This is a genomic window from Streptomyces davaonensis JCM 4913, from assembly GCF_000349325.1.
GTDB lineage: Bacteria > Actinomycetota > Actinomycetes > Streptomycetales > Streptomycetaceae > Streptomyces > Streptomyces davaonensis.
In genome coordinates, this window is sequence record NC_020504.1 from 6,298,288 (window position 1) to 6,313,473 (window position 15,186).

12 protein-coding genes are annotated in these 15,186 nt (G+C 71.0%); 5 read left to right on the forward strand and 7 right to left on the reverse strand.

The features are described from left to right. Positions 1-123: 123 nt before the first annotated feature. Both BN159_RS27950 and pepN read right to left on the reverse strand, forming a co-directional pair. Positions 124-1,161, reverse strand: a complete 1,038-nt coding sequence (locus tag BN159_RS27950; protein ID WP_015660366.1) for a hypothetical protein — start codon at positions 1,159-1,161, stop codon at positions 124-126. A gap of 206 nt (positions 1,162-1,367) precedes the next feature. Further along, positions 1,368-3,944 (reverse strand): aminopeptidase N, encoded by a 2,577-nt coding sequence (gene pepN, locus BN159_RS27955; RefSeq protein ID WP_015660367.1) that lies wholly within the window; start codon positions 3,942-3,944, stop codon positions 1,368-1,370. Positions 3,945-4,080: 136 nt separating this feature from the next. Here pepN and BN159_RS27960 point away from each other — a divergent pair, with 136 nt between their 5' ends. After that, the gene (locus BN159_RS27960) at positions 4,081-4,743 is read left to right on the forward strand and encodes a mycothiol-dependent nitroreductase Rv2466c family protein (RefSeq protein WP_015660368.1); all 663 of its coding nucleotides are present in this window, start codon (positions 4,081-4,083) and stop codon (positions 4,741-4,743) included. Between the two features lie 60 nt (positions 4,744-4,803). On the opposite strand, the gene BN159_RS27965 is transcribed toward BN159_RS27960, so the two are convergent. Continuing rightward, positions 4,804-6,228, reverse strand: coding sequence for an FGGY-family carbohydrate kinase (locus BN159_RS27965; protein WP_015660369.1), 1,425 nt, complete (start codon positions 6,226-6,228; stop codon positions 4,804-4,806). Between the two features lie 38 nt (positions 6,229-6,266). After that, positions 6,267-7,304: a 2-hydroxyacid dehydrogenase gene (locus BN159_RS27970; RefSeq protein WP_015660370.1), complete on the reverse strand. Its 1,038-nt coding sequence runs from the start codon at positions 7,302-7,304 to the stop codon at positions 6,267-6,269. A 164-nt stretch (positions 7,305-7,468) separates the two neighbouring features. On the opposite strand from BN159_RS27970, the gene BN159_RS27975 reads away from it, so the two are divergent. The 3 genes from BN159_RS27975 to BN159_RS27985 all read left to right on the forward strand — a co-directional run bounded on the left by BN159_RS27975 (position 7,469) and on the right by BN159_RS27985 (position 10,402). Further along, the gene (locus BN159_RS27975; protein ID WP_015660371.1) at positions 7,469-8,896 is read left to right on the forward strand and encodes an FGGY-family carbohydrate kinase; all 1,428 of its coding nucleotides are present in this window, start codon (positions 7,469-7,471) and stop codon (positions 8,894-8,896) included. Positions 8,897-9,004: 108 nt separating this feature from the next. Next, positions 9,005-9,616, forward strand: a complete 612-nt coding sequence (locus BN159_RS27980) for a histidine phosphatase family protein (protein WP_015660372.1) — start codon at positions 9,005-9,007, stop codon at positions 9,614-9,616. A gap of 12 nt (positions 9,617-9,628) precedes the next feature. Then, the gene (locus BN159_RS27985) at positions 9,629-10,402 is read left to right on the forward strand and encodes an SAM-dependent methyltransferase (protein ID WP_015660373.1); all 774 of its coding nucleotides are present in this window, start codon (positions 9,629-9,631) and stop codon (positions 10,400-10,402) included. Positions 10,403-10,612: 210 nt separating this feature from the next. On the opposite strand, the gene BN159_RS27990 is transcribed toward BN159_RS27985, so the two are convergent. Beyond that, positions 10,613-11,995, reverse strand: a complete 1,383-nt coding sequence (locus BN159_RS27990; protein ID WP_015660374.1) for an amino acid permease — start codon at positions 11,993-11,995, stop codon at positions 10,613-10,615. Between the two features lie 361 nt (positions 11,996-12,356). On the opposite strand from BN159_RS27990, the gene BN159_RS27995 reads away from it, so the two are divergent. Then, a complete protein-coding gene (locus BN159_RS27995) occupies positions 12,357-12,938 on the forward strand; it encodes a biotin transporter BioY (RefSeq protein WP_015660375.1) in 582 nt (193 codons plus the stop codon). Here the strand turns inward: BN159_RS27995 and BN159_RS28000 are convergent. Together BN159_RS28000 and BN159_RS28005 are read right to left on the reverse strand one after the other, a co-directional pair. Then, complete coding sequence (locus tag BN159_RS28000) at positions 12,928-14,235, reverse strand: FAD-binding oxidoreductase (protein ID WP_015660376.1); 1,308 nt, start codon at positions 14,233-14,235, stop codon at positions 12,928-12,930. The genes BN159_RS27995 and BN159_RS28000 overlap by 11 nt on opposite strands. A 66-nt stretch (positions 14,236-14,301) precedes the next feature. Beyond that, complete coding sequence (locus BN159_RS28005; RefSeq protein ID WP_015660377.1) at positions 14,302-15,027, reverse strand: LPXTG cell wall anchor domain-containing protein; 726 nt, start codon at positions 15,025-15,027, stop codon at positions 14,302-14,304. Positions 15,028-15,186: the final 159 nt, after the last annotated feature.

The window sequence follows — 15,186 nt, forward strand, 5'->3', positions numbered from 1 at the left end:
CCGCCGCGACCACGCGGGACAGAACTCCTCCGGCCCCGCCTCCGCACCCACCTGAGGAGGGGCCGCCGATAACGCACCCCCGGCGGCCCCTCCCCTCCCCTCCTGATGCCACCCCACCCCCAACTACCGGGGCAGCACCACGACATAAGCCGCCGGATCCCTGTCCGTCGAAGCCATCAGTGCCGTACGGACCACCGCCGCCTGCTGCTCCAGTGACTCGCGGAGCTTCTTCGGGGTGATGTACACGACCGTGATGCCGAGTCGCTCCAGGTGTTCGCGCTTGCGGGCGTACTCCGACCACAGGGCGTCCTCGTCCTGACGGGGGGCCCGTGTGTCCAGTTCCACCGCCACCGCGTGCTCCGGCCAGTACGCGTCCAGGCCCCCCAGATGCGGCCCGCCCGGCAGGCGGAGGTCGATGTTCCAGACCGGGTCGGGGAGGCCGTACTCCCGGACCATCGTGTACAGGCGGTCCTCCGCGATGGCGCGGCCCTCGGCCAACAACGAGTCCACGGCGTCCACCACATGCGGTCGGCCCAGCAGCTTCGCCTGGGTCAACTCCCGTACCACCGCTGCCGGTTCACAGTGCCCGCCGCGCACCGCCTCCGTCAGCAGCCGGCGTACCGCGCCCGCGTCGGAGAGCTCGGCGACCGCGTCGGCCAGGGCGCGGGGGACCGGGGCGACAGGGAGTCCTGTGACCTCCTCCGCCGTCGGCATCGAGGGCGTGCGGACGATGCGGGCGCAGCCCGTCGAGCGGAGTCGGCGGAGCCGGGGGACCAGGACGTCGATCGTGTCCAGGGCGGTGAGGGGAGGCGTCGCCGCGAAGCCGTGGAGCGTCAGCGCCGCCAGGCCGGTGATCACCGCCTCCGTGTACACCGGGCGGTGCGGCTCCCCTGAACCCGGCTGCGGCGGCACCCCGGCGGTCCGCTCCCGCGCCGCGTACAGCAGCACCGCGTTCAGCCGCTCCTCGCTGGTCGGGGGGCCGGGGTGGAGCAGGTAGACGCCCGGGAGGAGTTGCTGCCAGGGGCCGCCGGCCCGGCACTGCTCGTTCGTCTCCGCGGCCGGGACGCCGTGCGCCCGCAGTTGCGCGGCCGTCAGCACCCGGCGGCGGACGTCGGTGAGCTGGTGGAGAGGGAGGGGGGAGAGCGGGGTGTTGTGGTTCATGACCCGGGGATTCCCGCGTTCGATCCGGCCCTTAACCGCTGTTACACGCCCGTCGACAAATCTGGACAAGCTCGCCCTAAAGGACGGGTGTTCGGATGCCGAGTAGGCACGGAAAACCCCTGGTCCAAACGGGTGGGACCAGGGGTTACGGCTGCTATTGCCTGAATTCCGTAACGGTCACGGAGGCGGAAAGCGTTGGCCAGGGATCAGGCGCCCGCCGCCGCGTCGCACGCCTGTCCCCGCAACGCCCGTGCCAGGTCGTCCCGCGCCTCCAGCACGAGCCGGCGCAGGGCCGGAGCCGCCTGCTCGTGCGCTGAGAGCCAGGCGTCCGTGGCGTCCAGCGTCTCCTGGGACTCCTGGAGCGAGGGGAACAGGCCCTGCACCACGACCATGCCGATCTGGATCGACCGCTCGGCCCACACCCGCTCGATCGCCGCGAAGTACTTCTGCGTGTACGGCGCCGTCAGCTCCCGCTGCGAGGGCCGGGCGAAGCCCGCGATGGTCGCCTCCACCAGCGCGTTGGACAGCTCCTCCGACTCCACCACCTGCGCCCACGCCTGCGCCTTGACCGCGGCCTGCGGACGGGCGGCGAGGCAGCGCACGTGGTGGCGCTTGCCCGACGCGGTGTCGTCCCGGGCGAGTTCGGCGGCCAGCTCCTTGTCGCCGACGACGTCATGCGCCGCGAGCGCGTCCAGGAACGCCCAGCGCAGCTCCTGGTCGACCTCGAGGCCCGGCAGGGTCTCGGTGCCGTCCAGCAGCCCCGACAGCAGCTCGAAGTCGGACGGCGCCTGTGCCGCCCGCGCGAAGAACCGCGCCCACGCCAACTGGTGCTCGCTGCCCGGCTCGGCCGCCCGCAGCTCCCGCCAAGCCCCCTCGGTGAGCAGCCGGCCGGCCCGTTCCCGCTGCTCGGGCGCGCTGTAGTGCACCGCCGCCGACTCCGCCCACATGTGCAGCTGCTGGAGCACCCCGATGTCGGACTCCCGGCCCGCGAACTTCAGCACCAGGTCGATGAACTCCCGCGCGGGCAGCAGCGCGTCGCGCGTCATGTTCCACAGCGCCGACCAGCACAGCGCCCGCGCCAAGGGGTCGGTCATGTCGCCGAGCCCGCGCCGCAGCGCGGCCAGCGAGGTCTCGTCGAAGCGGGTCTTGCAGTACGTCAGATCGTCGTCGTTGACCAGCACCAGCTCCGGCGCCTCGGCCCCGGCCAGCTCCGCCACGACCGTACGCGGACCGTCGACGTCCACCTCCACGCGCGCGTACCGCTCCAGCGCGTCGCCGGTACGGCGGTACAGGCCCACCGCGACGCGGTGCGGCCGCAGCTCCGGATGCGACTCGGGCGCCTCCTGCACCACCGCCAGCTCCGAGACCCGGCCCTGCGGGTCCAACAGCACCTGCGGGGTCAGGGAGTTGACCCCGGCCGTCTGGAGCCAGGACCGGGACCAGGCGGCCATGTCCCGGCCGCTGGTCTCGCCGAGCACCGAGAGCAGGTCGCCGAGGCGGGTGTTGCCGTAGGCGTGCCGCTTGAAGTAGCGGCGGGCGCCCTCCAGGAACGCCTCCTGGCCGACGTACGCCACCAGCTGCTTCAGCACGGACGCGCCCTTGGCGTACGTGATGCCGTCGAAGTTCAGCTTCGCGTCCTGGAGGTCACGGATGTCGGCCGTGACCGGGTGCGTGGAGGGCAGCTGGTCGGCGCGGTACGCCCACGCCTTGCGGCGGTTGGCGAAGGTGATCCAGCCGTCGGTGAAGCGGGTCGCGCCGACCGTGGCGAACGAGCCCATGAAGTCCGCGAAGGACTCCTTCAGCCACAGGTCGTCCCACCACTCCATGGTGACCAGGTCGCCGAACCACATGTGCGCCATCTCGTGCAGGATGACGTTGGCCCGCGCCTCGTACGAGGCCCGCGTCACCTTCCCGCGGAAGATGTACTCCTCGCGGAACGTCACCAGGCCCGGGTTCTCCATCGCACCCAGGTTGTACTCGGGCACGAAGGCCTGGTCGTACTTCCCGAACGGATACGGGTAGTCGAAGTGGTCGTGGAAGAAGTCCAGGCCCTGCTTGGTGACCAGGAACACGTCGTCGGCGTCGAAGTGCGGCGCGAGCCCCTTGCGGCACATCGCGCCGAGGGGGATCTCAAGACGGGTGCCGTCCTCGAGGACGCGCTCGTAGGAGTCGGTCACATAGTGGTAGGGACCGGCCACCACACAGGTGATGTACGTCGAGATCGGCTTGGTCTCCGCGAACCGCCACACCCCGTCGGCGAGGCGGCCCACGCCGTTGCTCCACACCGTCCAACCCTCGGGCGCCCGCACCTCGAAACGGAACGGCGCCTTGAGGTCCGGCTGCTCGAAGCAGGCGTGGACCCGGCGGGAGTCGGCCGGCTCGTACTGGGTGTACAGGTACACCTCGCCGTCCTCGGGGTCGACGAAGCGGTGCATGCCCTCGCCGGTACGGGAGTACGCGCACTGCGCGTCGACGACCAGTTCGTTCTCGGCGGCCAGGTCCTCCAGCGCGATCCGGGCGCCGTCGAAGACCTCGCTCGGGTCGAGGTCCCGGCCGTTGAGGGAGACCGCGGTGACGCCCGGTGCGATCAGATCGACGAAACTCGTGGCGCCCGGCTCGGCACAGCGGAAGCGGATCGTGGTGACCGAGCGGAACGTACGCGGCCCGTCCGACGCCTCGTCGCCGACCGCGGAACGCAGGTCGAGCGAGACGTCGTACCCGTCGACGGACAGCAGCGCGGCCCGCTCCCGGGCCTCGTCGCGGGACAGATTCTCACCGGGCACGGGGTCACTCCCTCACAGGGTGTTCAGTATGCGGACGGACCAGATCTTCCCATGGGCGCACCGGCGGCGGCAGCCGGGAATGGGGGAGGTGGTGGTGGGTGTTGCGGCTGCCAAAGACCGCTGCCTTAGGAGAGCCATGTCCGAGACCGCGACGACGTCCGCGAAGACCCCCGTCGACTTCTGGTTCGACCCGCTGTGCCCCTGGGCCTGGATGACCTCCCGCTGGGTGCTGGAAGTGGAGAAGGTCCGCGACATCGAGGTCCGCTGGCACATCATGAGCCTGGCTGTGCTGAACGAGCCGAAGATCGACGAACTTCCCGAGGAGTACCGCGAGCTGCTGGAGACCAAGGCATGGCAGCCGATCCGGGTGGTGACGGCGGCCTGGCAGAAGCACGGCTCCGACATCCTCGGCCCGCTGTACACGGCGCTCGGCACCCGCATCCACAACGAGGGCCAGGGCCCTAGCCGGGACGCCGTCGTCGGCGCCCTGGCCGATGTCGGTCTGCCCGCCGACCTGATCGAGTACTTCGACCAGAAGGACTTCGAGTTCGACGCCGAGCTGCGCGCCTCCCACAAGGAGGGCATAGACAAGGTCGGCCAGGACGTCGGCACTCCGGTGATCGCGGTCCCCGGTGACGACGGCGAGCAGATCGCCTTCTTCGGCCCGGTCGTCACCCCGGCCCCGAAGGGCGAGGAGGCCGCCCGCCTCTGGGACGGCACCCTCGCCGTGGCCTCGGTCCCCGGCTTCTACGAGATCAAGCGCACCCGCACCAAGGGCCCCGACTTCAGCAACCTGTAGTCGCTCCGGGAGGCACGGGCGGCCCCGGCACCATCCAGGGCCGCCCGTGCCCACGGCGCTTCAGTCCCGTACCCGCTCCCGCGCCGCATCCAGCCGCGCCAGATGCTCCGCGTACCCCCGCTCGTAATGCGAGGCCCGCCCCGCGTCCGGCTCCACCACAACCGTCGGCCGGGTCCATTGCCCCGCGTCCAGTTCGACCCCGTGCCGCTCCGCCGCCGCGAGCACCGCGCCCCGGGCGCCCACCTCGCCCTCGACGACCCGCAGCGGCCGGCCGAGGACGTCCGCGAGCAGCCGCGTCCAGGCGGGGCTGCGGGTGCCGCCCCCGCACACCGCGAGCGTGCCGGTCAGCCCCGCCGCCTCCAGACAGTGCCGGGCCGCGTAGCCGATGCCCTCGCAGGTGGCGCGGACCAGGTCGGCGGGCGTCGACTCCAGGCAGACACCGGTGAGTTCGGCGCGCAGCCGCGGCTCCACGAACGGCGCCCGCTCCCCGGACGGCGCGAAGTACGGCAGCACCCGCACCCCGTGCGCGCCCGGCGGGGTCCCGGCCAGCAGCCCGTCGACCTCTTCATGGGTGACCCCGGTCGTCGACAGCACCCAGTCCAGGGCGGCCGTGCCGACCATCGCGGGCATGGCGCGCAGCCAGTGCCCCGGCCGGTCGGTGCAGATGTACAGCCCGCCCGGCTCCCCGGCCAGATCCACCTCGGCCGTCCCCACCAGCGCCGCCAGACAGGTGCCGACGATCAGCAGCCCGTCCCCGTCGGCGGTGACCCCCGCCCCGAGCGCACAGGCCGGCAGGTCGTACGGCCCGTTCGCGATCGGCGTCCCCGCGGGCAGCCCCTCGCCGAGAGCGACGGCCGTCGCCGCCGGATCGCTCACCGGCGCCAGCAGCCCCCGCCGATGGGTCAGCCCCAGCAGCTCCACCACCCGGTTGTCGTACGTCCGTGACACCGGGTCCAGGAACGGCATCGAGGCGTCCGACACCTCCGTCGTCACCGGCGCCCCCGTCAGCCGGTGGAACACCATGTCCTTGCAGTACAGCGCGGTCGCCGCGGCGTCCAGGGACTTCGGCTCGTGGCTGTCCAGCCAGGCCAGCAGCGGTCCCGGGCAGCCCGGGAACATGGCGCCGCCGGTGCGCCGGAACACGGCCTCGAAGGTGCCGTCCGCGAGCCACTGGTCGACGAGTTCGTTCGCCCGGCCGTCCATCCAGGAGGCCGCGGGCCGCACCGGGCGCCCCTCGGCGTCCAACAGCCACACCCCGTCGCCCTGCCCGGTGAGCCCGGCCAGCTCCACCGGCTCCGGCACCCGCGCGGTGATCTCGTCGAGGACGGCGACGACCGCCCCGTACACCTCCTCCATGTCCTGCTCGACCACCCCGCCGTGCAGGGTGAGCCCCAACGGCCGGGACGCGACGCCGAGTTCCCGTCCGATGCCGTCGAACGCGGCGGCCTTCACCAGCGACGTGCCCACATCGATACCGATGTACATGCCGACCTCCAAAAGGCTCCTCGGGCTCCTCGGGCTGCTCAGGTCAGACAGTGCGCCAGCGGCTCCCGGCGCGCCCAGCGGCCCACCTCCGCCGCCGCGATCGTCGCCGCCTTCTCCGCCACCGCACGGCTTGCCCCGCCCAGATGCGGGGTCAGCACCACCCGGTCGGCGAGCGCGCGCAGCCGGGAGGCGGCCGGCAGCGGCTCCTGCGCGTACGTGTCGAGCGCCGCAGCCGACAGGTGCCCGCGCTCCAGCGCCGCGCACAACGCGACCTCGTCGAGCAGCGGCCCGCGCGCCGCGTTCACCACGACCGCGCCGGGCGGCAGCAGAGCCAGCTCCCGGGCGCCGATCAGCCCGCGGGTCTCGGCGGTGAGCCGGACGTGCAGGGTGATCACCTGGGAGCGGCGCAGGAGTTCGTCCAGGGAGGCGAGCCGCAGTCCGTGGATCTCGCCGTGCGCATAGGGGTCGTGGACCATCACCCGGGCCCCGAAGGCGCACAGCACCCGCGCGACCCGGCTGCCGACCGCGCCGTGGCCGACGAGTCCGACGGGCAGGTCCTCCAGCTCCAGACCGCTGTGCTCGTACGTGTAGTAGGCGGCGCCCGCCCAACTGCCCCGGCGGGCCAGCAGTTCATGGGACTGCGGAATCCGGCGCAGGGCGGCCAGCAGCAGGCCGACGGTGAACTCGGCGGTCGCGGCGGCGTTCCGGCCAGGGGCGTAACAGACCCGTACATCATGGATCTTGGCCGCGTCCAGGTTCACATTGACCGGTCCGCCCCGGCAGACGACGACCAGGCGCAGCGCCGGGCAGGCGGCCAGGACGCGCTCGGTGACCGGGCCCATCTGGGTGACCAGCACCTCGCGGTCGTCGGCGAGCGCCTCGATCAGCGCCTCCTCGGCATCGCTGGCCTCCGCCACCTCGGCCACCGGACCGAACGGCTCCGACGGCCAGCCGAGCGTCAACTCCCGTACATCGGCGGCCGTTTCCTGCCGTACCGCGTCCGTGATCAGCCGGGGCAGGACGAAGTGGTCCCCGGCGGCCAGGACCCGCACGCGCTTGTCGGAAGTGGAGTTCATCGCAGGGCGTCTCCCGTCTCGGCGTCGAAGACATGGCTGCGGCCGGGGCATCGCCACGCCCCCTTCTTCTGGCTCGTTCGCCTCCCGGGCGCCTCGGCCGTGCACGCGAAAATATCGGTGCGGAGTGAGAAGTTCACGTGACTGGACGTATTTCGGGAGGTTCGATGACAGTTTGGCTCGGGATCGACCTCGGTACGCAGAGTGTCCGGGCGCTGCTCGTCGAGGCCGACGGCACCGTCCTCGGCTCGGGCTCCGCCCCGCTCGGCGGCCGCAGGGACGGTGTGCGGCACGAGCAGGACCCCGGGCAGTGGTGGGACGGGGTGTGCGCGGCGGCCGGTACCGCGCTCCAGAGCCGGGCGCGGACCCCGATCGGCGGGCTCGCGGTGTGCGGCACCTCCGGCACGGTGCTTCTGACGGACGGCGCCGGACGGCCGATGAGCCCCGCGCTGATGTACGACGACGCCCGCGCGACCGAGGAGGCGGCACGAGCACGGTCGCTGGGCCTGGCCGTGCAGGACACCTGGGCCCTGCCCAAAGCCCTGTGGCTCCTCCGGACCTACGGCCCCGGCCGGATCACCCACCAGCCGGACCTGATCGTCTCCCTGCTCACCGGCGAACTGCCCCCGGCGGACTCCAGCCACGCCCTGAAGACCGGCTACGACCTGGAACGGGACACCTGGCCCACCCTGTTCCCCCTGGACCTGCCGCGGAGCGCGCTGCCCGACGTCGTCCGCCCCGGCACCCGGCTCGGCGAGGTCTCCCCGACCGCCGCCGAGGCCACCGGCATCCCCGCCGGCACCCCGGTGGTCGCCGGCATGACCGACGGCTGCGCGGCCCAGATCGCCTCCGGCGCCCTGCGCCCCGGCTCCTGGAACTCGGTGCTTGGCACCACCCTGGTCCTCAAGGGCGCCTCCCCGACCCCGGTCCGCGACCCCACCGGCGTGGTCTACAACCACCGTGCACCGGACGGAAGTTGGCTACCGGGCGGCGCCTCCAGCGTGGGCGCGGGCGTCCTCACGGCGGCGTTCCCGGCGGCGGACCCGGCGGCGATGGACGAACGAGCGGCGGCCCACGAACCCTCCGGCGCGATCAGCTACCCCTTGGTGTCACCGGGGGAACGCTTCCCCTTCCTCGCCCCGTCGGCAACCTCACTGCTCCTGGGCGAGCCGGAGAACGACGCCGACCTGTGGGCGGCCCTCCTCCAGGGCGTGGCCTTCACGGAACGGCTCTGCCTGGACTACCTGCACCACTTGGGCGCCCCGCTGGACGGCCCCCTCACCTTCACGGGCGGCGCCGCCCGCAGCCCCTACTGGAACCAACTCCGCACGGACATCCTGGGCCGCGAGGCCCACGTCCCGAGAGAACCGGAGCCGGCGTTGGGGATGGCGGCGCTGGCGGCGTACGGGACGGGAGGGGTTGGGGGTTCGTTGGCGGATGTGGCGGAGGGGATGGTGCGTGCAGGGGTGGTGATGACCCCTCGCCCGGATCGCACGGCGAGGTTCATGGAGCCGTACGCCAGGCTGGTGGACGAGCTGGAGGCGAGGGGATGGCTAGGAGGGGAGACGGCAACACACGCGCGCGAGCGTCTATGACGAACGGCAAGGTCAACTTCTTTAGGGGCGCGGGGCTGTGTTCGATATGCGGCTCCGCCGCGTGGGCGCGACCAGCCCCCACCGCCCGGCACCCGAAATACTGCCCCCATGACCGCCACCCTCCTCCTGACCCGCCACGGCCAAACAATCTGGCACGCCGAAAACCGCTACGCAGGAATCACGGACGTCCCCCTCACCGAGACCGGCCACGTCCAAGCACAGTCCCTGGCCCACTGGATCTACACCCACCCCGTGGACGCCATCTGGACCTCCCCCCTCTCCCGCGCCGTGGAAACCGCCCAGCCCGCGTGCAGGGCACTCGCCCTGACCCTCCACCAGGACCACGACCTCCGAGAGTGCGACTTCGGCGTAGTGGAAGGCAGAACACTCGCCGAGTTCGAAGCGGAAAACCCCCATGCGGCACAGGCATTCCGAGAAGACCCCGTGAACAATCCCTTCCCAGGCGCCGAAGACCCACGAGCGGCAGCAGCACGTGGCGCCATCGCCCTACGCCGTATCGCCACCGCCCACCAGGGCGAACGCGTCCTGGTGGTCGCCCACAACACCCTGCTCCGCCTGGTCCTGTGCTCCCTCCTGAAGATCCCCGCGCAGAACTACCGCCGAGTCCTCCCGCGCCTGCGCAACACGGCGATCACCGAAGTCCGAATGAACTCCGAAGGAGCCACCGCACTGATGTCCCTGAATGTGCCCTGCGAGTAGCACCATGGGCGCATGACGGAGATCGACACCTCTGTACCCCACTCGGCCCGCATCTGGAACTACTGGCTCGGCGGCAAGGACAACTACCCGGTGGACCAGGCCGCCGGTGACGCCTACACCGCCGTCTTCCCCGGCATCGTCACCATCGCCCGCAGCAGCCGCGCCTTCCTCGGCCGCACGATCCGGTACCTGGTGCGGGAGGCGGGCGTCCGTCAGTTCCTGGACGTCGGCACCGGCCTGCCCACCGTCGACAACACCCACGAGGTGGCGCAGCGCCTCGCGCCGGAGTCGAGGATCGTCTACGTCGACAACGACCCCTTGGTCCTCTCTCACGCCCGCACCCTGCTCACCTCGACACCCGAGGGCGTGACCTCGTACGAGAACCTGAGCCTGTACGAGCCCGAGCGGATCATCGAGGCCGCCGCCCGCACCCTGGACCTCTCCCGGCCCACGGCCCTGATCCTCAGCGGCATCCTCGGTCACGTGCCCGACCACGCCGAGGCCTGCGCCCTGGTCCGCCGCCTGCTCGCGGGCCTGCCCTCGGGCAGCCACCTCTCCGTCAACGACGGCTCCAGGGGCACCGATCCGGCCTACGAGCAGGCGCAGGACGCCTACAACGAGACCGGTGCGGTCCCGTACTTCCTGCGTCCCGTGGCGGAGATCGAGGCGTACTTCGAGGGCCTGGAGCTGGTCGACCCGGGAGTCGTCTCGGTACCGCTGTGGCGCCCGTACGAGCCGACGCTGGCCCCGATCGGCCAACACGGCGGCCTGGCCCGCAAGCCGTAGATGTTCATGGATGTTCAAGAACCAGGAAGCCCCCGCGAGTCACGTCCTCGCGGGGGCTTCCCTCATTCCGCCTGCCAGGCGTGAAGGCTGAGAAGACGATCACGAGGCAGGAGTCGGACCTTATTGCAAGCTATACGCAACAACAAGCTACCAGCAAAAAGCCCCCGTGCGGCAGGCACGGGGGCTTTCGCGGTGTGGCGAGCGCGCGCGTCAGCCCTTCGCGGCCCGTGCCTTCTGCCAGGCGTACCCCACCACCGCCAGGAACAGCGTCATCCCGCCGGTCGAGTAGAGCTGCACCCGGGTGTCCGGCTCCCGTGCCATGAGCACGAAGATCGCGGCCATCCCCGCCAGCGCGACCCACGTCAGCACCGGGAACGCCCACATACGCACCGTCAGCTTCTCGGGTGCCTCCCGCTCCAGACGGGCGCGCAGCCGCAGTTGGGAGACGGCGATGAAGATCCAGACGACGAGGATGACCGCGCCGATCATGTTCAGCAGCCAGGGGAAGACGTCGTCCGGGCGCCAGTAGCTGAGCAGCACGCAGACGAAGCCGAACACCGAGGAGGCGAGTACGGCGATCCGCGGCACGCCGGAGTCCACCCGGCCCAGCGCCTTCGGGCCCTGGCCGCGCTGGACGAGGGAGTAGGCGATGCGCGAGGAGCCGTAGATGTTGGCGTTCATCGCGGACAGGAGGGCGACCAGCACGACGACGTTCATCACCTGACCGGCGCCGGGGATGCCGAGTTCGTCGAGGGCCGCGACGTACGGGCCCTTCTCGGCCACCGCCTTGGAGTCCCAGGGGACCAGGGTCACGATGACCGCCATCGAGCCGACGTAGAACAGCGCGATCCGCCACATCGCGGTACGGACCGCGCTCGCCACGCCCTTGACCGGGTTCTCCGACTCGGCCGCCGCGATGGTCACCGTCTCCATGCCGCCGTACGCGAAGACCGAGGCGAGCAGGCCGATGATCAGGCCCTCACCGCCGTGGGGGAGGAAGTCGGTCAGGTTGGAGGTGCCGGGGGAGTCCGTGCCCGGCAGGACGCCGAAGATGGCCAGTCCGCCGAGGACCAGGAACAGGCTGATCGCGCCGACCTTCAGGGCCGCGAACCAGAACTCGAACTCGCCGAAGTTCTTCACGGCGGCGAGGTTCGCGCCGCAGAACACCACCATGAACAGGGCCACCCACGCCCACTCCGGCGTGCCCGGCAGCCAGCCGGTGACGATCTTCGCGGCGCCGATGCCCTCCAGGCCGACCGCCGTGCAGAGCAGGACCCAGAAGGACCAGCCCGCGGTGAACCCGGCCCAGGGGCCGATCGCCCGCTCGGCGTGCGCCGAGAAGGAGCCGGAGGAGGGGTACGCGGCCGACATCTCGCCGAGCATCCGCATCACCAGCATCACGAGGAGGCCGGATAGGGCGTAGGCGACGACGATCGAGGGCCCGGCGGCGGCGATACCGGCGCCGGAGCCCACGAACAGACCGGCACCGATGACACCACCGAGGGCGATCATCGACAGATGGCGCTGCTTGAGGCCGTGGGAGAGGGCGACACCGTCCTGCTGCGGCGGCGTCTCGACTGTGGTGCTGGGCATGGGCGCGGCTCGTCCAATGCGTGAGATGGGCAAAAACCCCGTCAGTCTGTGGGCCGTGTCCGCTCAGACGAAGAAGTTGCCCACTATCCGGACAGGTACGGCACGGAGCGTACGGGCCCCCTCACGGCCACCGGACCCACGGAATTGGTGAGTATCTACAGAGCGCCCACCGCCCCTTCGTGACCTGCACGTCCTCACCTCAGTGACTGGCATCACGCCACAGCCTGCTTAGTCGCTCCCCTTTGTATGGAGCCCACCAAGCCCGCGTTCCGCCCTTTGTCGACCACTGACGGTGATCGGCTCACCGCCCCTGGGATAGCGTCGCGGTGTCCCAACCTCCCCCCGTCTTCGCGGAGTCCCCATGAGCACCGCCGCTGTCGCCGCCCCCGCCCGCACCGGACAGGTCCTCGCCGATCTGCTCCCCGCCTCCCGTGTCCGGGACATCGCGCTGGTGGTCGGCGGTGCCGCGCTCACCGGGCTCGCCGCCCAGCTCTCGGTGCCGGTGCCCGGCTCCCCGGTCCCGGTGACCGGCCAGACCTTCGCCGCGCTGCTCGTCGGCACCACCCTCGGCGCGAGCCGCGGTGTCGCGGCGCTCGCCCTGTACGCGTTGGCGGGCCTCGCCGGTGTCCCGTGGTTCGCGGGCGCGAGCCACGGCCTCAGCGTCTCCTTCGGCTACATCCTCGGCATGCTCCTCGCCTCCGCCGCCGTGGGCGCCCTGGCCCGCCGCGGCGCCGACCGCTCGATGCTGCGCACGGCCGGCACGATGGTGCTCGGCTCGGCGATCATCTACGCGATCGGCGTCCCGTACCTGGCCCTGGCGGCCGACATGTCGCTCTCCGCCGCCGTCGCGGCCGGCCTCACGCCGTTCCTCATCGGCGACGCCCTCAAGGCGGCCCTGGCGATGGGCCTGCTGCCCACGGCCTGGAAGCTGCTCAAGAAGTAGTCCTGCGGAAGCGGTTCGCCGGGTCGTGCTGATCCTTCACCCCGGCGAGCCTCTTCCGCGTTTCCTCGTCGTGCAGCCCCTCGGACCGGTCCCCGGTCCCGAAGGCGAAGTTGGGCGAACGCCCCAGCGTCCGGGGCGCGAGCAGCGCGAAGGCCGGATCGAGAATCTCCCGCGCCTGCTCCCGGTCGGCCATGGCCAACAGGCGTACCAGGAAGGCCCCGTCGCGATTCGGCACCGAGTTCGGCGCGGGCGCGGCCAGCGCCCCACCCAGCTGATTGATCTGCACGACGACCATGGCATCGGTGCCGGGCCCGGTACGAGCCAACACCTGAGCGGCCTTCTCGACATCCAGCTCACTCAACACCGCACTGTCCCCGTAGTAGGCGTGGGGAAAGTCCGGGTCGTTGTGAATGGTGTGACTCTCGGCGTACGGCATCTCCCGCAGCGAGTCGGAGAGAACCGGCCCGATCTTTCGCAGGGGTTCGACGAGTTGATCCCCGTCGGCGCCGGTCCAGGCGACCCGCACGGAGAGGATGTACCGCCCGCGCAGATGCGGCGGCATCGCCGGCACGTCCGGATACGGTACGGCGGCAAAGGTCGAGGTCAGCCCGTCCGGCACGGTCCGCGTCCACTCCGCGTAGGCCCGCAGGACAGCCGCCGGTTCGACCTCGCCGCCGTCGAGGACGAGCGAGCCGCCGAACAGCGAGCGGACCGGTACGAGACCGATCTCCAACTCGGTGACCACGCCGAACCCATGGCCACCGCCACCGAGGAGCGCCCAGTACAGGTCGGATCCCGGGGTGACATGACGGAGCCGCCCGTCGGCGGTGACCAGGTCGACGGACCGGACGTGATCGGCCGCGTATCCGAACTCCCGGGCCAGGATGCCGAGTCCACCGCCGAGGAGGTATCCCACGGCACCGACGGACGGGGCCGAGCCGTTGAGCGGCGCGAGTCCGTGCGGTGCCGCCGCCTCCACCACCTGCCCCCAGCGCACGCCCGCCTGGACACGGGCGGTACGGGCCTCGGGGTCGACGGTCACCCGGTCCATGCGCCGGGTCGTGATGAGCAGGCCGCCTTCGGCGGACCCGGGCAGACCGTGCCCGGTGGACTGGACGGCGACCGGGAGGTTCCGGTCGGGGGCGAGGCGTACGGCGGCGATCACATCGTCGGCGGAGCGGGCGGGGACGATCAGCTCGGGTCGCTGGGTGAATCCGGTCTGGAACCCGGCGAGTTCACGGTCGTAGCCGCTCTCGCCGGGGTGCAGGACAGGCACGTGGTGATGAGTCGTGGTCATGGGCCGCAGAATGGCCGGATAACCTGACAGGCGCCGTCAGGTTATCCGGCCGATGGATCTTCGGTGTCAGCGCTCCTGGCGCACCGGCCGCCGGAACTGCGACCACCACAGTCCGGCCGCGCCGGCCGCGATGAGCGCCGCTCCGGCCGCGCCGAGCGGCAGGACGTCCCGTTCGACACCGGTCTTCGGCAACTCGTCACCGCCGGGCGCCACCGGCTGGTTGTCGGTGCCGAGCAGCAGCGGGGTGGCGGGGGCGTTCGGCGAGGGGTTCGTCGTACCGAACGGCACCGGGCCCTGCTGCCAGTACGTCTTGTCACCCGACGCGGTCTGGACGGGCAGGCAGATCTTGCCCGTCTTGCTCAGGTCGTAGGTCGCCTCCACGTCGTACGACTTCGAGTCACCGGCCGCGAGATTGTCCACGGCACAGGCGAATCCGCTGTTGGACCCCTCCGGCAGATCGCCTTCGGCAATCTCTGAACAGCCCTGAACATTATTGACCGTTAGGCCGTCAAATCCGACGACCAGTAGCCTGATCTCTCCGCTTTCCTTGGTCCCTTCGTTTTTCACCGTGGCGGTGATGGCGGTTTCCTCGGACTTGTTGTCGACCGAGATCTTCTCGGGCAGAGTCGTGGTCAGTTCCACGCCCGCCGGTGCCTCGTCGACGGCCTTTCCCCCCTTGCTGCTCTGCGGTCCCTCGTCATCCGCGGCGGCGGTGAACGGAAGGATCATCACTGCCGAAAAAGATGCTGCAACCAGCGATCCCGCGATGGTCGTCGTACGACGAGAACTCATGTTCGTCCCCCTTGGCTGCGCCTGAATTCGCAGTACTTGAAGAGGTACCACAAGATTTCTCCGCACTATGCTGGTGTGGCGCGAAGTGTGACCATCGTGTTTCAAACGGACAGTCACAGTGGGGATTTGAGGGGGTGCAGCGGATTGTCGGGGAATGTG